Origin of the sequence: Xenorhabdus indica (assembly GCF_014467235.1) — a bacterium.
Lineage (GTDB): Bacteria > Pseudomonadota > Gammaproteobacteria > Enterobacterales > Enterobacteriaceae > Xenorhabdus > Xenorhabdus indica.
Genome location: NZ_NKHP01000009.1, coordinates 103,936 through 121,859, shown reverse-complemented (window position 1 = coordinate 121,859; position 17,924 = coordinate 103,936). Strand labels below are relative to the sequence as shown.

The following is a 17,924-nucleotide window of genomic DNA, read 5'->3' as shown; positions in this document are numbered from 1 at the left end:
ATTTTTCACAGTACTGTATGAGTCGTAACATGAATATCGATTATTTGATAACATTAACTAACTATTTGCGAGAATATAAATTTCCAGCTTAAAATCACATTGATTAAATATAGTGGTTATTTTTGATTGTGCAATCCAACGATAGTTATACTTGAGGGAGAATCAGACATTGGAAGTAGCGCAAGGGGCCATCAGTTATATACAAAGTTTAGTGACGAATAACAGCGATAAAATGGTATACCTGTTTACACACGACCGTACGCTACAATCACTGATATGGCAGCTAAAAGGAGGTAATTTACGGGAAGATACAACACAATATCATCGCCAAAATTATAGTTATTCAATGATTGATATTACAAAAAAGCATACCAATGTGGTTAACTGGGGTATTGCAACCCAGTTAGCAAGAATATAAAAGATAATATATTCAATAGGATAATCCCAAAATCACCTTTTCTGTCTCATTTCATAAAATCTTATTACCATAATAAAAAATCCCAAAAAGAATTATATTTTAATATTGGATAGAATGCTCCAGGGACGATAGCATTCTACTAATGAGAAATCAGAAATAATCAAATCTGCTTATTTTAATCTACCTAAAAAAATAATAATGGGATCCGATTGTGAACAAAGACTACTCCCCTTGTTTTATTAAACTAAACCATGTTTTTAATCCAGAAATCAGGATATTTTGTTTTCCTTATGCCGGAGGCGGTAGCTCAACTTTTGTTCCTTTTGCCAGAAAAATCAGAGCAAACGTAGAATTTTTAGTTATTCAACCACCAGGTAAGGGAGCAAGATTCAAGGAAAAGCCTTATGACGATATGAAAAGCCTGATTGAAGACTTATATGTCAATATTAAGCCACTATTGAATGTACCGTACATCTTTTTAGGACACAGTTTAGGCAGCCGGATAGCTTTTGAACTGTTAAGAAAAATCGATGCAGAATCATTACCGTTACCCATTGAATTTATCGCCTCAGGTAGCAGAGGGCCGCAAGTTTCCGCCATCCGAAAACCAATAAGTGCTCTAGAAGATAAAGAGTTTACTATTGCATTGCAGGAATTTGGGCGTGTTAATCAAGAGATTATTGATAATGATGAATTACTTTCACTGATTTTACCTGCCATAAAGGCTGATTTTAAAATATCAGAAGAGTATTACTATTCCGGTACAGCATCTTTGGCTTGCCCTCTAACGGTATTCGGCGGAACAAATGATGCTCTGGTAGCAGAGCAAGAACTTTATTCCTGGCTTGATTTTTTCGAGCAGGATAAAAAAGTCATCATTTTTGAAGGTAGCCACTTCTTTATTGATGATAATAATGACCCGGTTATCGATGCTGTAGCAAATATCCTTGAATTAAAATTATCCAGACGGCCATACACACTCCTGTCAAGTGCTTAACTAATACTCTATAAAAGAACAAATTCCTGGTCACATATTAGTCTATGTTTCTGGGGTTTTGTTCTATTGCCGCCGTGATGAAACTTGAAACTTATTAGGCATATTATAAGAGGCTCAAGGCTATTTTTCGAATCACATGAAAATTATCTATATTTTTGTAATGATGAGAAAACAGATAAACCCTTCTTCTATTTTTCCTTTCAGAAAAAGGAAATTTAAACAATGAAAGAATAAAAATAATATTAAACAGTCTATAATATTTTTACTGGCGAGTTTACTTAGATAATCATCATTGAAAAGATAAAAGATTTATTGGTGGAGGTCTCAGCATGGAGAAATTTACTGACAAATTAATCAGTCTGGATCGTTTTCTTTTACGACTCTTACGTTTCTTTCTTCATGCTCTTATCATTTTTTTAATCGGTATTATTCCCGGAGTATTAGGCTTTTTCCTGATTGAAAACCATGCTATTCCTGATGCGCTTTTAAATTCTATTTCAATGATTGGAACGCAAAGCCTACATATTGAGCCAACCAGTACACTGGGAAAATATTTTGCGGCTGTTTATGGCTTATTTCTACAAGCGATCTTTTTCATTGCTGTCGGATTGGTGGTTACACCATTTGTTCATCGTATATTACATAGCTGGCATATTGATGATGAAGACGAAGATAAAAAGAAATAATTCATCATTCTTACTTTATGCCGCACCTAACCAGCAGATTATTGTGATAAATGTGACAATTACGACAAAACAAAATAGCTCTTCCCCAATCATATTTGTATAAAATTTCAAATAATCATCTCAAATATATAAGGCAGAATAATGAATAAAGGCAATTGCTTGTGTGGTGCAGTAGAAATAAAAACTAACCAAAGTATTGAAAATATCAATGCCTGCCACTGTGAAACATGCCAGAAATGGAATGGAGGCCCGTTTTTAGCTGTAGATTGCAAAAACGATTTGCAAATAGCGGGTAATGAGAATGTTTCAATCTATCCATCTTCAGAGTGGGCAGAGCGGGCTTTCTGTAAAAACTGTGGAACTCACCTCTTTTACCATCTGCATCAACCTGGTACTTATATCGTCCCAGTTTCGCTATTTGAAAATAGTAACTCAGGAAAATTATCTAAACAGATCTTTGTCGACAGCAAACCCGGCTATTACAACTTTGTTGAAAAAACACCAATGTTTACTAAGCAAGATATTCTTAACTTATTTAAATAACCATTAGCATGAGGGGAAATTCCCCTCGTTGCATTTTTCAGGACAAACAAGCTTTATAACAAATACATCTCATAAAAAATAATTGCTTTTACATTTACTCTATTGATATGTAACAATTTTATTTCTGTTTTACACTAATCCCAGTATAATATAGTCTTTATCAAGAACAATTTAATTTGATTTGAGCGTCAGAGTAACTCTATGTCGAATTATATTATAAAAATCATAAAGATAAATTCAGTTCATCCATTGGGATTTTCTTAATTTGTCACTATTTTCAGTAGGTATTACGTTGGTGGAGAAGTTGTTTGATTAATGTTTTATTAGTTGATGATCACGAACTAGTTCGCATTGGCGTGAAAGGCATACTTGATGACGTACGGGGAATTAAAGTTATAGGAGAAGCCAGTAGCGGAGAAGATGCCGTTAAATGGTGCAGGTCAAACAACACGGATGTCGTTATGATGGATATGGGAATGCCGGGAATAGGAGGCCTTGAAGCCGCGAAAAAAATCATTCGCTATTCACCGGATACCCGCGTAATTATGTTGACTATCCACACAGACAGCTCCCTGCCGACAAAAGTGATGCAGGCCGGAGTCAGAGGATATTTGAGTAAAGCAGCAACGCCTCAGGATATGATCAACGCTATCCGAACAGTTTATGCAGGGCAACGCTATATCTCTCCTGATATTGCCCAACGGATGGCACTCGATCAGCTATCCCCGCAAAAAGAGAACCCGTTGGATGAACTGTCTGAGCGAGAGCTCCAAATTATGACAATGATAACTCAGGGTAAAAAGGTGAATGAGATATCGACGTTACTCAACCTCAGTCCGAAAACAGTAAACAGCTACCGCTATAGGATGTTTAACAAATTGAATATCAAGGGTGATGTAGAATTAACTCATATAGCAATACGCTATGGTTTGCTTGATGCACCCAATATGATAAATCATAGTGGATGATAACAGTGATGGGTGGTAAATCGTGGCAGAGCAATTTGATTCAAAGGCATTTTTAAAAACAGTAACCAGTCAACCAGGTGTCTATCGAATGTATGATACCACTGGCACGGTGATTTATGTCGGTAAAGCCAAGGATCTGAAAAAGCGGCTATCCAGCTATTTTCGTGCACAAGTGGGCAGCCGCAAAACAGAATCGCTGGTGAAAAATATCGCCCAAATCGATGTCACCATAACCCATACAGAGACAGAAGCACTTCTACTTGAACACAACTACATCAAACTTTATCAGCCTCGCTACAATGTATTACTGCGGGACGATAAGTCTTACCCGTATATTTTCTTAAGTGGTGATATACACCCTCGTCTGGCTATATACCGTGGTGCCAAACATGCTAAGGGGGAATATTTTGGGCCATTTCCAAATTCCCATGCAGTACGTGACACATTAGCACTTTTGCAAAAATTATTTCCCATTCGCCAATGTGAAGACAGCGTATACCGCAATCGTTCCAGGCCCTGCCTGCAATACCAGATTGGCCGCTGCCTTGCCCCTTGTGTCAAAGGATTTGTGACAGATGAAGAGTATCAGCAGCAGGTAGAATACGTCCGCCTGTTTCTGTCCGGCAAAGACCAGCAGGTACTGACCAAGCTGATTAAAAGAATGGAAGATGCAAGCAAACAACTTAACTTTGAAGATGCAGCACGTTATCGTGATCAGATTCAAGCTGTCCGGCAAGTTACTGAACGGCAGTTCGTCTCTGGTGGAGAAGATGATCTGGATGCTATCAGTGTTGCTTTTGACGCCGGTATGGCATGTGTGCATGTTTTATTCATTCGTCAGGGCAAAATTTTGGGTAGCCGTAGTTACTATCCCAAAATCCCAATCGATACTAAATTAGATGAAGTAGTACAAACTTTCCTTGGTCAGTTTTACCTTCAGGGCAGCCAGAACAGAACATTACCAACAGAGATTTTGTTGGACTTCTCATTACCGGAGAAAGAATTACTGGAAAGTTCCCTTTCTTCCTTATCCGGCAGAAAAGTTCATATTCAACCGCGCCCAAGAGGTGACAGAGCCCGCTACCTCAAACTGGCACGCACCAATGCAGCCACAGCATTAACCAGTAAACTTTCTCAGCAATCGACAATTCACCAACGCCTGGCCGCACTTGCTGAATTTGCAGGCATTGAAAAAATTCACAGAATGGAGTGCTTCGACATTAGCCATACTATGGGTGAACAAACTGTTGCATCCTGTGTTGTATTCGATAGCAATGGCCCTGTACGTTCTGAATATCGTCGCTATAACATAACGGGAATAACAGCAGGAGATGACTATGCTGCAATGAATCAGGTTTTGCGTCGTCGATACAGCAAAGCAATTGATTCAGCCAAAATCCCTGACATTATCTTTATAGACGGCGGCAAAGGACAGCTAACGCAAGCAATAGAAGTTTTTCGCTCATTAAATGTCGAATGGGATAAAGAACATCCCAAACTGATTGGTGTAGCAAAAGGGAGTGACCGTAAAGCAGGTTTGGAAACTCTATTTTTCACAGTAGAAAGCGAAGGCATAGCTCTTCCTCCTGACTCTCCGGCATTACACGTCATTCAACACATTCGTGATGAATCTCATAACCATGCTATAACAGGTCATCGTCAACGTCGGGAAAAAATGAAAAAGACCAGCACACTGGAATCTATAGAAGGAATTGGGCCAAAACGTCGACAAATGCTGTTAAAATATATGGGAGGATTACAGCCCTTACGCAACGCAAGTGTAGAAGAGATCGCAAAAGTGCCTTCTATCTCTTATTCACTGGCAGAAAAAATCTATAATGCGTTGAAACACTAAGAGTATTGATGCACCATACTAATAAACTTTACATGGCCAGATAGTTACTAAGCATTATGCAATTAAATATTCCAACATGGCTTACCCTGTTTCGTATTGCCTTAATCCCGTTTTTTGTTTTGGCGTTTTATCTGCCTTTCCAATGGGCACCGATGTTATGCGCCATCATCTTTATTATCGCTGCTGCGACAGATTGGTTTGATGGTTTTCTTGCCCGCTTATGGAAACAGACAACACGTTTTGGTGCATTTCTCGATCCAGTTGCAGATAAAGTAATGGTTGCTACCGCATTGGTATTGATAACTGAATATTATCACACCTGGTGGATAACCTTACCGACAGCGACAATGATTGCACGAGAGATCATTATCTCTTCCCTTCGGGAATGGATGGCTGAACTGGGAAAACGCAGCAGTGTAGCAGTTTCCTGGATGGGAAAATTCAAAACAACCGCACAGATGGCTGCATTGGTTGCTTTATTATGGCGTCCTAATGTTGAATTAGAAGTTAGTGGATTCATCTTATTATACGCTGCAGCAATCTTAACATTCTGGTCAATGTTTCAATATTTGAGCGCGGCATGGGGTGACTTGCGTGAAACCTGATCTAAATGACGCAAAAATCACCGAACGAACCGATTTTATAAATAATTGTGTTGACTCATTTCGTGAAATAAGTAGAATGCAACGCATCGAACGGCACATGAGGTTTACAAAATAAATTAAGTAAATCAAGCGGTTCGGAGGAAAGGCGGGAATAGCTCAGTTGGTAGAGCACAACCTTGCCAAGGTTGGGGTCGCGAGTTCGAGTCTCGTTTCCCGCTCCAAAAAAGGCGCGTTGGCAGAGTGGCCATGCAGCGGATTGCAAATCCGTCTACCTCGGTTCGACTCCGGGACGCGCCTCCAGATTCAGCCCAGGTGGTGAAATCGGTAGACACAAGGGATTTAAAATCCCTCGGCCTTAAGGCTGTGCGGGTTCAAGTCCCGCCCTGGGCACCAAACATAGGTTTACTAACGTCTACACTAGTAAACCAACTCTTAGAAAGACCTGATAAATCAATCAGGTCTTTTCTTTTTAGGCCTACTCTAGTCTATTGCAATCAACATGCACGGCGGGGCATAATCAGGGGCACCTACACTTCTATTTTAAATGTGCCCCTTATAATGAAACTAAACGCACGACAAATCGAAACAGCAAAGCCCAAAGAAAAAACCTACAAACTCGCCGATGGCGGCGGTCTCTATTTAGAAGTTACGACACGCGGCTCGAAGTACTGGCGTATGAAGTACTACCGCCCCACCGATAAAAAAGAAGACCGACTGGCGTTCGGTGTCTATCCAACCGTTTCTTTAGCCGATGCGCGAGCTAAGCGAGACGAAGCCAAGAAACTGATTGCTCAGGGCATTGATCCCAAAGCCGAGAAAAAAGACGCACACGTTGGAGCAAAAGGAAAACATACCTTTGAAAAAGTCGCCCGTGACTGGCACGCCAGCAATAAACGTTGGAGCGAAGATCACGGCAACCGCATTCTACGCAGCCTTGAACATTATATTTTCCCACATATTGGCAGGCTTGATATTTCCACTTTACGGACAAGCCAACTGTTAGCGCCGATCAAAACCGTTGATGCTGATGGAAAACATGACATTGCCCAGCGACTGCAACAGCGTGTCACTTCCATTATGCGTTATGCCGTTCAGAATGATATCCTTGATTCCAACCCGGCTAATGATATGGCTGGCGCACTTTCCACCGTTAAATCTAAACATCATCCCGCCCTTCCCCACGAACGTTTACCTGAATTTTTAAGCCGACTTTCTCGCTATCGTGGACGCTTAATCACCCGTATCGCGGTGGAACTGACTTTATTAACATTTGTCCGTTCCAGTGAATTGAGATTTGCCCGTTGGGAAGAACTCGACCTTGAAAATGCTGTCTGGAAAATCCCTGCCACAAGAAAAGCCATTGAAGGCGTTAAATTCTCCGAACGGGGCATGAAAATGAAAACGGAGCATATTGTGCCTTTGAGTCGTCAGGCTGTCATTTTGTTCAAATCATTACGCGAACTGAGCGGTGACTGTGAAGTCATGTTCCCTAACGATCACGATCCACAAAAGGTCATGAGTGAAAGCACGGTTAATAATGCCCTTCGTGGCATGGGATACGACACCAAAACCGATGTTTGCGGGCATGGATTCCGAACAATGGCACGTGGTGCAATGGGAGAATCAGGATTATGGAATGATGATGCCATTGAACGCCAGTTAAGCCACGTAGAAAGAAAAAACGTCAGAGCTGCCTATATTCACACCTCTAAGCATCTGGATGAACGGAGACTGATGGTGCAATGGTGGGCCGATTATCTGGATGCAAACCGGGAAAAACATATCACACCGTATGATTTTGCTAAGAAACACCGGAAGTAACATTAATTAATATTTATAATATATTGAATAAAAGATGATTTTTTAGACTTTGTTGGCACTGCCAACAAAGTCTGCTTTTTATACAACCCACAATTGCATTATTTCATCTTTAATCTGATAGTCAGCTCAGTATCAGAAGCGGACACTACAAGCACCATGACGAGTTAATAAATGGGAAGCAAGTCAATTCCGCAATATATACATGTGGATCTTGCTATGCTGCTTTATAATGATTTAGCCTTCTTCCTAATTTCATTTTCTTCCTTTCTGAAGTGCTCCGGAGCCTCTGCCCGGAAAACGCCACATTTCACCAGTTCCTGAGCATCGCTGTCCCTTCCAAGAAATGACATACCAATGCTACGCATCAGAACATCATTCCAACGAAATTCCTCGACAGGATCTGGAAGTGGGACTGACATTTTAATGTCACGACTACTATAGATTTTCATCACTGACAAGGTGAATGGAGTCTGGGATTTATTAAGCTTGTACTCAGAACGCTCTTTCAGGATCCCACTAAGACGATTTGCCTGATCAAGCATGCTGTGAGGAACTGGTTGGTCATTTATCTGTCGGGCAGATGTTAACGCAATGGCTTTCATCGACTCCATCCCCGGAAGGATAAAATCATTCATAACGTAATAAAACTGCAATTGCTGATTTACAGCATTCTCTGCTGCTGTTCTCGTTTCTTTGAAAACATCTTTGCTCCGCTGTTTTTCGGGTAAACACATTTCCTTCTGACTGCGAATGATATTGTCTTCAAAAAATCTAGTCATTTCCACGGCAATTAACCCCTGCCGATGATCCTCACGCAAAACTTCAATCATTCCTCTCATGTTGTCATATGCCTTAGCATCAATGTTCAGGCTTACTTTTTGAACAAACTTATCAATAGAGTCAAGTTGCTTTGCAATGGGGACAGTACAGAATTGTTTAAGCTCAAATGAGGATGAAAGTATGTTGGTATTCATCATCTCATCACAATGATTATAGATCTTAATGAGCTTATCATTTAGTGCCACGAATTCTTCAGTATCTTTAGATGTTGCTTTTCGTTGTGCTGACGTTTCACTGTAATAATTCACATATCTGTAGACACCCAAAATACTTAAAGTAATAAGCAAGCAGCCTGTGGCAATCAGTGTGCTGCATTGCTTTATGGAGAATCTTTTAAAAAATCCGCTATAAAATGCACGTTGGATAGACTCATGTTCGCGGATAATATTCTCAAGCGTTTGCCAGCCAAATACATGTACGGTGAAACTGTCTGTCTCGCTGTGAGAACAACTGAGCTCAAAAGCTCTTTGTTCGAGGTTTTTATCGTCCGGCCCCGTAGTGAGAATATAAAACTCGTCAATTTTATGCGGGAATTTTTCTGTACTTTTTACAGCATTGTTGATGTCTTCAGGAGACAGGCGACTGCCATATCCCTGATTTCGCCCTTTACACTGAACTGCGATAAATGTACCGTTATGCTTACAATATAGATCCACGCCATCCTGACGCTGTCCACTTCTACCGTACTGACGGAAACGTTTTTGGAAGATTGCGCTCATGATTGCAACGCTTAAACGTTCAAAATGTTGCCAGTCTGCTGGGATCGGATAGTTTACTGTGTTTGGTGTTGTCATTGCATATCTCAGAAGATTCGAAAATGTACTTTAAATACTTACATTATTTTCATAGTGTTATTGTTTGAAGATATCATATCTATTTATCAGTGTTTAAATTTATCTTAACAGTAAGATGCATTGTTTCAGCGCTGTGAACAGTTTTTTTGGTCTGATAGGTATACTCGATTCGTTATACATGTTGCATTGTCCAACATGCTAATGCTCCGTGATCAGAAAGGGACGTCATCAAGTACTTTAAGCATTATTTGGGATCAGATGTCTTGCTACATACATGTGTCTAGCGATGTCAGCTCCTCACTCATAGCTGACTTTCAGATTTAGCTGTACCTTTCTACAGAATCCTGCCAAATAGAGTAACGGATAAATCCATCATAGTATAACAATCATCATATGGTGATTTTTATCCTTTTCTGACAGTGCCAGCAAAAACTATTTACGTGCAATTCATAAACTATGAAGAATTTTATGTTCTGGTCTTGTCAACAATTTATTTTACCCTTCTTTTGATTGAAATTTACACGGATGATAGTTTTTTAGACTTTTTTGCCCAAGACAACAAAGACTATTTTTCATACAAAAAATAAATAATTAAAGCTCCACACTCTGCATAAATAATATATTCCCTTATTTTTCAATTCATTAATAAAAAGCATTCATTATACATATGATTGCTTTTTAATCTCCTGTGCCCGTGGCACGCAGGACTATTTTTCATACAGTCAATCCCCCGCATTTAATTTTACGAATTGCATAAAGAGTTTACGCTTTCAATTAAACAGAATTTTTAAATAATCCTCTGTCATCAAATAACGTCTACCAAGGCATTTCAAGGATTCGATAACAGGGGGTATACATGCCAACGATTACAACATCTAAAGAAAGTCTTATTCGCCTGCCAGAAGTTCAGCGCAGAACGGGCTATAGCAAGGCATGGATCTACAGGCTGATTAAAGAAGATAAATTCCCGAAACAAGTCAAAATCGGCCCTCGTTCGGTTGCGTTTGTTGAATCAGAAATTGATGGCTGGGTAGATCAGCGGATTGCTGAATCTCGTGGTATTTAATGACATGCACCTACCATTTGATAAGAATACAAAAGCTAAGGGTAGCACTTGCCTACCCTCAACTTGCTTTTTTCAGGGGTTAGATTCAATACCTCTTGACTGCAATTCTCTACGGACAATGCGCTTAATCCACGCAGCTAAAGACTCATCGCCATCTTGTGCCTGGGCTATTTCCATGAGCGCCCGTAGTTCAGGATCAAGTCTGAATTGGAATGGGGGATTGCCCCGACGAGTATTTTTGTGTATTGACATGTCAATTACACTCACTGTAATGTATTTATGTGTCATTACACATTACCTATATCAATATGAAAAAACAACGCCCCAGTGTGCGGGAACACATCTGAGGCGTCTGACCAATAACCGTTATTAGGAGTAACGATAATGGCTGATACACAGCATAACCAAACTCGCCTTAAATTTACATCTTTGGATAAAACAGGCGAACAAAAACCGCTCGAATTTATCCAAACCGTGAAGCAATCCGCTATGTACTATTGGGGAAATCTGTTGCCTGCTTGTGGCATTGAGATCCCAGCAAAGGGTAAACATAGCACTTGCCCTGTCTGCGGCGGCACCGACCGTTTTCACTTTATTGATGACCATCATCACGGCAACTGGCACTGTCGCCAGTGTGATCTTCCGAACTACGGCGATGGATTGGATTTAGTAGCGAAAACCAACCGTATCTCAGTTTTTGAGGCTGCTAAGATTGTTGCTAACGTACTGGCATTACCTTTGTCAGAACCTAAGTCAGCCAAAGAAACCACTTATCCAGTACAGCCGATTGCCGAAAGAGTCGCAGAACTGATGGCACAGACTACCGTGGGGAGATCTCTCTATCTGGCTACAAAGGGACTACAACACCATGATCAACGTTTACTGGAAGATGGTTCCTTATTATTGGCACTGACAGCGTTAGATAAAAAGGTCACTGGTGCACAGATCATCAAACCTGACGGTGAGAAAAAATTACTGTCTGGCAGTCAGAAGAAAAGCGCGTTTATTACTGTATCAGAACTGGAAAAAAAACCCGACACAGTGATTATTACCGAAGGTTACGCCACGGCACTCACGGTTAACCAACTCTATGAAGGGACTGTTCTGGCGGCGCTGGATGCAGGCAACTTACTTTCTGTCGCTAAAGCAGTTCGTGAACATTGGTCAGACACGAAAATTATTCTGGCAGCAGATAATGACTGGCATCATCCCGACGAACTGGATAAGAACGGCAGACCAAAGGTAAATATCGGCAAGGTTTCAGCAGAAAAAGCGGCTCTTGCAGTGAATGGTAGGGTTACGTTGCCACCAACGGAATACAAAGCTGATTGGGATGATTATCGTCAGCAGCATGGCATTGATGCAGCAAAGCAGGCATTCAGTAATGGGTTATATCAGGCGGCAGGGAATGTAGCAGTGCCAAACTCTGTAACCACTCATTCAGATGAATACCAAGAGAAAGAATACGATCCGCTAAAACCTCATATCGATATCCGCAAGAATGGAATTTACTGGGTTGAACCGAAAGAACAAGGTGGCGAAATCGTCAAAGTTGAAAAATGGCTGAGCGATTACATGGAAATCGTTGGCATTGGCAATGATGGCAGCGAAGGTTATCTCATTATTAAGCTACGTCAGGAGGGCACAGGACAATGTATTGTTGAAGCGCTTCCCCGCCGTGAAATCGGGATGCCGGTTGGCTGGGCAAGATTGCGTTCACGAGGAATGAACATCACCGTAAAAAACAGTCTGCTGCCTGTTTTGGCTGAACATCTGCAACGCAGCGGCGATCGCCGTGAATGGGTTGTGACACAAAAAGCAGGCTGGCATTGTGGGGCTTATGTGATGCCGGACGGTGAGATTATCGGTCAGCCATATATGCCTGTCGCGTTCAGTGGCGGCACATCTGCCATTGCCGGTTATGTGGTCAGGGGAAGCGCCGAACAGTGGAAAACACACGTTGCGTCATTACTGCAAGGCAACCGCTCAATGATGCTGGGCGTACTGGTGGGATTGTCTGCCCCACTTAACTCACTGACAGGCGGGAGCTGCTTTGGTGTGCATTTATTCGCCCAATCCTCCGCAGGGAAAACCACCACAGTTGAGGCGGCCAGCAGCTTATACGGTGATCCCGAGGAATTGAAATTATCATGGCATGGTACTAATCACGGTTTAAACAATGAGGCCGCAGCCCGTAATGATGGCTTTATGTCGATTGACGAAATCGGACAAAGCTCGAATCCGAAGGAAGTCGCTAACAGTGCCTACAGTCTGTTTAACGGTGTCGGTAAAATTCAGGGAAAACGGGAAGGTGGGAACCGTGCTGTGATCCGCTGGAAGATTGCTGCTCTTTCAACAGGCGAGGAAGATTTAGAAACGTTTCTGATAAAAGGCGGGATCACCCCAAAAGCCGGACAGCTTGTCAAGCTGCTCAGTGTGCCCTTTATTGATACGGCATGCTTCAATGGCTATGAGGATGGTGATTCCCACGCAAGAGCCATCAAACGGGAATCCAAACGTTATTGTGGTGCAGCGGGTCGGGCATGGGTTCAATGGTTGTCTGAGTATCAGGAGCAGGCAATAGAAATGACTGCCCGTAAAGAAAAAGAGTGGCTTGATAACCTGCCAGAAGAAGCCTCAGCTCAAATCAAGCACGTTGCCGTGCGTTTCGCGTTACTGGATGCCGTTGGAGAACTGGCAACCCATATCACTGGCTGGGGTAAAGAAGCGTGTCATGCAGCAGTAAAGCAAAGTTTCGATGACTGGTTAGCTGATTTTGGCATCGGAAACCGGGAAAAATATCAGGTAATAACGCGAACTCGTGACTTTATCCAGAAATACGGGCTGTCACGCTTTCAGCCTTATACCTACGGCAGGCCAAACGGGGATATTGATACCTCACACGCCATGAGGATTAGTGATCTTGCCGGGTATCTGGTGCATAACCGTCGTCATGATGGACAGGCTGAATACCATATTATCCCCAGTGTATTTGAAGCAGAAATATTACAGGGATTACAGAAAAAATCCGGCTTTGAAGCCTTAGAAGAGGCCGGAATGCTGGTTAAAGCGGAGAAAGATCGCTTTATCAGCAAAACCATCTCAGTAAATGGTACTCAAGGACGGTTTGTGGTGCTGATTTTCAGAGATGAGGATTAACCTCACGCAAGAGAAAAAAACGTTGGGATAACGGGATATTGGGATAAGAAAGATTTATTTTAAAATATATCAGTTAGTTATAGATATTTTATTTATCCCGTATTATCCCGCACTATCCCGTAACATTAGGTGATTACAAATAAAGTGATATCGTGGCAATGGAAGTTATCCCGAAAAAGATTTTTCTCTGGCTGGTATTAATCATTTGAATTTAAAGTAATTTAAAACTGTGAGGTTATGTCACGGGATAAGCTGGGATAACATGGGATAGAGTAATACAATGAAATACATAATAAATATGTCATTTGCCCCGTTATCCCATGAAAATTGGCGCAGTTATATAAAGATAATCGATAGTAACGGTTATGTTTTTTCAGCTCTCCGAACTACCGGGTTAATGTATTAGCCCGGTAGTTCGGAGATGACAAGCGTAGCGCGTCAGTGTCAATCTGAATAATTCTTTATCCACGGTTTGGCAATCGCTAACGTGATCAGATATCGCTCTTCGCGTGGGTGTCGGTCATCTCTGAAACGCCTCATAATCAACATGACCTGATACTGTTCTCCCGCTTGCCAAATGGTCGATTCAGAACCTTTTAAACTACGAAGCTCAGCACGTAATTCGGGCGTATTGGCTAAGGCTGGAGACTCCGTAGCTCGAGTCAACACCCATCCCGTTTCACGCCACTGATCTTGTAAATCCAGTACAATCTTGATTGCATCGTCATAGAGTAACGGTTCGATTTGTGGAGACATGCGCACGTTCTCGATTATTCCTTTATTATAGGAAACAGTAAAAAATCGTGCAGGAGGGGTAATAAACCCGTATTTCGGATCGGTTAAGCGTAAGCGTGCATCCATTTTTGGGATTCTGAACCCGATGCTATTATCATATGGTGGGCTAATTTTAGCACTGGAGCGTTGCCGCATCGCCTCATAAGGTTCACCGATCACTAAGGCTATTTCGGCTGGTTCACGGGAATTAAAAGAATGGTAAAGATAGATGCCAATCAGACTCAGAACGATTAATGATGCCAATATTAAACGCCCACGTTTGCTGCAACACGCGTTGTAACAGATTCATTTGACACCTCCATATGACACAACATCCTAGATAGTGGGTGTGAAAATATTATCTTCTCACACCCACCTGAGATTACGCTATGGCTTTATCCACGGCTCGGCAATCTGCAATGTGATCAAATAGCGCTCTTCATCAGGATGATCATCATCGTGGAAAAGCGCTATATTTAACATTATCTGATACTGTTCACCTACTTGCCAAAAAGTTGTTCCAGCCCCCCCTTTCATACTACGCAGTTGAGCATGCAATTCTGGAGTGTTGGCTAAAGCCGGGCGTTCTTTAGCTTTGGTAAGTACCCAACCCGCTTTGTGCCACTGATCTTGTAAATCCAACACAATTTTAATCGCATCGTCGTAGAGCAAAGGTTCGATTTGTGGTGACATGCGTACGCTATTGATTATTCCTTTATTAAAGGAAACAATAAAAAATTTGGCTAAGGGAGTCACAAACCCATATTTCGGGTCGGTAAAACGCAAGCGGGCATTTGTCTTGGGTTCGTTGTACCAAATTTCATCAGGAATGTCTGGATCAATAGCGGCACTGGAGCGCTGTCGCATCGCCTCGTAAGGTTCACCGATCACTAGGGCTATTTCTGGATCACGGGCATAAAAGACATGATATAAGTAGATAATCGTCAGACCCAAAACAATGGATAGTACTATGATTAAACTACCACGTCGTAGGCCTAAGCGCCGTAATAGATTCATTTTACACCTCCACCTGAAGCAATAGCTTGTATCGATTTTTCGATCACATTCCGTTTATTGCTATGTAGCAATTCATCAAAGCGTTGTGCTGCCTTGAGAACGAAAGGCATACGTTGCTTAACCTCAGCGAGATTAGCCAGCGGATCATCGCTAAATTGAATAGCACGCTCATCTCCATCAGGAAGTTTGCACTGACTGGCTAGCGTTAATTCAATAGACTCAGTTATACCAGCAGGAAGAAGATTTGTGACATAGGCTGCATGATTACTACGCAATAACCCAACTAAAGTGAGATCACTGTACATTGAAGTTTGTAATATATTGACCTGCTCGTGGTAGGCAAGGAATTTAACACTTTCAGCAATGTTATCCAAATCTATCGCTTCAAAGGTTTGTAGAATCTCTTTGTAAGGGAGACCAAATTTCAATTTTTTTTGCTCTATTGGCCACAATACTGGGAATTCACTATTGCCGTAGATACCTTGCCGTATATCTAGGCAAGTTTTGAGTTCCTCTAATCCACGTTGCTTGTAGAAAGCATGTAGTGGGTATACATCCAAAAATAACGCTGTATTACCGAGTGCCATCATCGTATAGACATAATTAAACGACTCCTGTGCTGCCTTTGACATTCCAATACGCTTAAGTTCATCGGGTGAAGGTACTGATGGCAATAGCGATGATGGTAATGAGGATAAATCTGATACTGTTTCTGTTACTGATGATACTGTCGTTGCTCCTGACGCTGATGATAATGGAAATAATATTGTTGCTGCTGTTGTTGATCCCGATATTGCTGTTGATGCTCCTGAAAAAACAGGTGATAATGGATTGTTTTTGCTAGCTTTTTCAAGTTACTCCTTAGCCTTGGCACTGCTCTCACTTTCACGGATAGTAATCGTTGGAAAATTCAACTCAAATTCTCTTTCTTGTAAGCTTTCACGTCTACGCAGTATGGCCTTATCTTCAGTTTGCATCTTTTTGATCATCACAATGGCATGCAATAACCCACATCCCACCTGTTTCGAAGCAAAAGCAGCAAGACCAGCCCACTGGAAACGATTATCCTTTAACCATATATTAGCGTAAGTCTGATTAATACGTTTGTTACGTTCTATAGGATCGGCAATCAATTTACCACCTTGCCCCACAATCTCTTCGGCCTCTTTTTGATATCGGTGCCAGAGGCATTCCGCTGTGAGTATAGGTACATCAACCACTTTGCCATATATCTTATCAAGATAAGGCTTACACTCTGCGAGAGACTTAGTGCATCTGTTCAATGTTAAGCTGTCGTATCTATGTTGTTTAAAAAGTTTGACTTCTTCCTTTCTAACAGGAAAACGGGGAGATACTTCGACAAAAAGAGGTATGGTCGCTAAAATCTCTTCGCTACTAACCCCATTCCCATCAGATACTCCCTGAGTTACGACTGCCTCACCCTTTAGCACCGTGTATTCCTTGTTAGGTATAGGGTTACCCGTGTAATCTGCCACAAGCCGAATACGAGCAACACGCTCAGCTACTTTCGGGCAATCAGGGCAATAAATCGAGTTCTCATTACTCACTGGTCTTTCTCCTGTTCTTTTTCTTGTTCCATCGCCAGCAGATAATCCCGACTGGATACTTTTTCAATATGTTGTCCGGCTTCGAGTGTTTGTCGCAGCCACTGTTAATCCTAGGTTCCAAACTGCCTTCAGGCTTATCCAGTTGCTTCGCTATCGTGCCGTGGTTTTCCCATAAATCACAATACAGTGAACTGGTTAACACTTTCAGTCCGTAGGGAGAACGCAGCCAGACTGCCAGCAAGTGCTCACCTAATGTAAACGGGATTTCGCTGTTACCTTCGCCACACGCTTCGGGACGGCAAAACCGCATCAGTTGTGGACTGTCTATCATCAGTTCAGTGACAGGCGACAGCATCAGTGACCAGTCGCTGGGCGTAAAGGCCGGCATCAGTGCGCCCAATATCCGCGCATCCATCATGCGGAACAATACCGGTTCGCCATTCATCATGACCCATTGTCGCTGCTGCCAGTGGTTAAGCTGTTCCTGCCACGGTGTCTGGCTGCGGTAAGCCCACCCCCAGCTGTTGTCACTGAGTGCATGGTTATCCAGCACGGCCCCTATCTGAACTAACTGATTAGCCTTTGGTTGCACCAACCACGGACTCTGTTTCAACATATTGCGCATCGGGGTACCGCTATACAGCGGAAATGCCTGTTCAACCCAGTCATGGCGGTAAAATGGCTCTATCGGATTCGGTTTAGCCAGTGAATTGAGAATGAAGAAGACAGGCGCTTTACTGGGTTCATTCAGCCAGGCTTGCCAGCTTATTGCAGTTCCTGTGCTCGCCATCGTGGTAGCTCTTTCCATTGTGT

At 42.0% G+C, this 17,924-nt stretch carries 18 protein-coding genes and 3 tRNA genes; 13 read left to right on the top strand and 8 right to left on the bottom strand.

Going from position 1 to position 17,924, the window contains the following annotated elements:
- The first annotated feature begins 169 nt into the window (after positions 1-169).
- The 11 genes from Xind_RS09255 to Xind_RS09205 all read left to right on the top strand — a co-directional run bounded on the left by Xind_RS09255 (position 170) and on the right by Xind_RS09205 (position 7,893).
- The gene (locus tag Xind_RS09255; RefSeq protein WP_187649912.1) at positions 170-418 is read left to right on the top strand and encodes a histidine phosphatase family protein; all 249 of its coding nucleotides are present in this window, start codon (positions 170-172) and stop codon (positions 416-418) included.
- A gap of 211 nt (positions 419-629) precedes the next feature.
- Positions 630-1,415: a thioesterase II family protein gene (locus Xind_RS09250; protein WP_052189636.1), complete on the top strand. Its 786-nt coding sequence runs from the start codon at positions 630-632 to the stop codon at positions 1,413-1,415.
- A gap of 329 nt (positions 1,416-1,744) precedes the next feature.
- Positions 1,745-2,101 (top strand): hypothetical protein, encoded by a 357-nt coding sequence (locus Xind_RS09245; protein ID WP_047683527.1) that lies wholly within the window; start codon positions 1,745-1,747, stop codon positions 2,099-2,101.
- Positions 2,102-2,242: 141 nt separating this feature from the next.
- A complete protein-coding gene (locus Xind_RS09240) occupies positions 2,243-2,644 on the top strand; it encodes a GFA family protein (RefSeq protein WP_187649911.1) in 402 nt (133 codons plus the stop codon).
- 308 nt (positions 2,645-2,952) lie between these two features.
- A complete protein-coding gene (gene uvrY, locus Xind_RS09235) occupies positions 2,953-3,612 on the top strand; it encodes a UvrY/SirA/GacA family response regulator transcription factor (protein ID WP_047683523.1) in 660 nt (219 codons plus the stop codon).
- Between the two features lie 22 nt (positions 3,613-3,634).
- Positions 3,635-5,467, top strand: a complete 1,833-nt coding sequence (gene uvrC, locus Xind_RS09230) for an excinuclease ABC subunit UvrC (protein WP_187649910.1) — start codon at positions 3,635-3,637, stop codon at positions 5,465-5,467.
- Between the two features lie 56 nt (positions 5,468-5,523).
- Positions 5,524-6,072 carry a CDP-diacylglycerol--glycerol-3-phosphate 3-phosphatidyltransferase gene (gene pgsA, locus Xind_RS09225; protein ID WP_047683519.1) on the top strand — a complete coding sequence of 183 codons (549 nt, stop codon included), beginning with the start codon at positions 5,524-5,526 and terminating at the stop codon, positions 6,070-6,072.
- 145 nt (positions 6,073-6,217) lie between these two features.
- Positions 6,218-6,293: transfer RNA gene (locus Xind_RS09220), tRNA-Gly, on the top strand.
- A gap of 5 nt (positions 6,294-6,298) precedes the next feature.
- A tRNA-Cys gene (locus Xind_RS09215) sits at positions 6,299-6,372 on the top strand.
- Between the two features lie 6 nt (positions 6,373-6,378).
- Positions 6,379-6,465: transfer RNA gene (locus Xind_RS09210), tRNA-Leu, on the top strand.
- Positions 6,466-6,630: 165 nt separating this feature from the next.
- Positions 6,631-7,893: a tyrosine-type recombinase/integrase gene (locus Xind_RS09205; protein ID WP_187649909.1), complete on the top strand. Its 1,263-nt coding sequence runs from the start codon at positions 6,631-6,633 to the stop codon at positions 7,891-7,893.
- Positions 7,894-8,117: 224 nt separating this feature from the next.
- Here Xind_RS09205 and Xind_RS09200 read toward each other — a convergent pair whose 3' ends face one another.
- Positions 8,118-9,527 (bottom strand): hypothetical protein, encoded by a 1,410-nt coding sequence (locus Xind_RS09200; protein ID WP_187649908.1) that lies wholly within the window; start codon positions 9,525-9,527, stop codon positions 8,118-8,120.
- A gap of 856 nt (positions 9,528-10,383) precedes the next feature.
- Here Xind_RS09200 and Xind_RS09195 point away from each other — a divergent pair.
- Positions 10,384-10,593, top strand: a complete 210-nt coding sequence (locus tag Xind_RS09195; protein WP_038190420.1) for a helix-turn-helix transcriptional regulator — start codon at positions 10,384-10,386, stop codon at positions 10,591-10,593.
- A gap of 72 nt (positions 10,594-10,665) precedes the next feature.
- Here Xind_RS09195 and Xind_RS09190 read toward each other — a convergent pair whose 3' ends face one another.
- Positions 10,666-10,845 (bottom strand): YlcI/YnfO family protein, encoded by a 180-nt coding sequence (locus tag Xind_RS09190; protein WP_187649927.1) that lies wholly within the window; start codon positions 10,843-10,845, stop codon positions 10,666-10,668.
- A 132-nt stretch (positions 10,846-10,977) separates the two neighbouring features.
- Between Xind_RS09190 and Xind_RS09185 the strand changes: the two genes are divergently transcribed.
- Complete coding sequence (locus tag Xind_RS09185) at positions 10,978-13,752, top strand: DUF927 domain-containing protein (RefSeq protein ID WP_187649907.1); 2,775 nt, start codon at positions 10,978-10,980, stop codon at positions 13,750-13,752.
- A gap of 444 nt (positions 13,753-14,196) precedes the next feature.
- Here Xind_RS09185 and Xind_RS09180 read toward each other — a convergent pair whose 3' ends face one another.
- The 6 genes from Xind_RS09180 to Xind_RS09155 form a co-directional block, all read right to left on the bottom strand.
- Entirely contained in the window at positions 14,197-14,790 is a 594-nt protein-coding gene (locus Xind_RS09180) for a hypothetical protein (protein WP_246432497.1), read from the bottom strand.
- Positions 14,791-14,913: 123 nt separating this feature from the next.
- The gene (locus Xind_RS09175; protein ID WP_187649906.1) at positions 14,914-15,543 is read right to left on the bottom strand and encodes a hypothetical protein; all 630 of its coding nucleotides are present in this window, start codon (positions 15,541-15,543) and stop codon (positions 14,914-14,916) included.
- Positions 15,540-16,175 (bottom strand): DUF2515 family protein, encoded by a 636-nt coding sequence (locus Xind_RS09170; RefSeq protein ID WP_187649905.1) that lies wholly within the window; start codon positions 16,173-16,175, stop codon positions 15,540-15,542. The genes Xind_RS09175 and Xind_RS09170 overlap by 4 nt, the downstream gene beginning before the upstream one ends.
- An 83-nt stretch (positions 16,176-16,258) precedes the next feature.
- A complete protein-coding gene (locus Xind_RS09165) occupies positions 16,259-16,396 on the bottom strand; it encodes a hypothetical protein (RefSeq protein ID WP_187649904.1) in 138 nt (45 codons plus the stop codon).
- A gap of 1 nt (position 16,397) precedes the next feature.
- Positions 16,398-17,111, bottom strand: coding sequence for a DUF2515 family protein (locus Xind_RS09160; RefSeq protein WP_187649903.1), 714 nt, complete (start codon positions 17,109-17,111; stop codon positions 16,398-16,400).
- Positions 17,104-17,919 (bottom strand): DUF4123 domain-containing protein, encoded by an 816-nt coding sequence (locus Xind_RS09155; protein ID WP_246432496.1) that lies wholly within the window; start codon positions 17,917-17,919, stop codon positions 17,104-17,106. Before Xind_RS09155 ends, Xind_RS09160 begins: the two co-directional genes overlap by 8 nt.
- Between the last annotated feature and the right edge of the window lie 5 nt (positions 17,920-17,924).

What these genes read in the sequence shown, in the direction of transcription:
- Xind_RS09245 (WP_047683527.1), top strand. Translation starts at nt 1,745, where the DNA reads ATGGAGAAATTTACTGACAAATTAATCAGTCTGGATCGTTTTCTTTTA.
- Xind_RS09240 (WP_187649911.1), top strand. Translation starts at nt 2,243, where the DNA reads ATGAATAAAGGCAATTGCTTGTGTGGTGCAGTAGAAATAAAAACTAAC.
- pgsA (WP_047683519.1), top strand. Translation starts at nt 5,524, where the DNA reads ATGCAATTAAATATTCCAACATGGCTTACCCTGTTTCGTATTGCCTTA.
- Xind_RS09205 (WP_187649909.1), top strand. Translation starts at nt 6,631, where the DNA reads ATGAAACTAAACGCACGACAAATCGAAACAGCAAAGCCCAAAGAAAAA.
- Xind_RS09200 (WP_187649908.1), bottom strand. Translation starts at nt 9,527, where the DNA reads ATGACAACACCAAACACAGTAAACTATCCGATCCCAGCAGACTGGCAA.
- Xind_RS09195 (WP_038190420.1), top strand. Translation starts at nt 10,384, where the DNA reads ATGCCAACGATTACAACATCTAAAGAAAGTCTTATTCGCCTGCCAGAA.
- Xind_RS09190 (WP_187649927.1), bottom strand. Translation starts at nt 10,845, where the DNA reads ATGTCAATACACAAAAATACTCGTCGGGGCAATCCCCCATTCCAATTC.
- Xind_RS09185 (WP_187649907.1), top strand. Translation starts at nt 10,978, where the DNA reads ATGGCTGATACACAGCATAACCAAACTCGCCTTAAATTTACATCTTTG.
- Xind_RS09175 (WP_187649906.1), bottom strand. Translation starts at nt 15,543, where the DNA reads ATGAATCTATTACGGCGCTTAGGCCTACGACGTGGTAGTTTAATCATA.
- Xind_RS09170 (WP_187649905.1), bottom strand. Translation starts at nt 16,175, where the DNA reads ATGTCAAAGGCAGCACAGGAGTCGTTTAATTATGTCTATACGATGATG.
- Xind_RS09155 (WP_246432496.1), bottom strand. Translation starts at nt 17,919, where the DNA reads ATGGAAAGAGCTACCACGATGGCGAGCACAGGAACTGCAATAAGCTGG.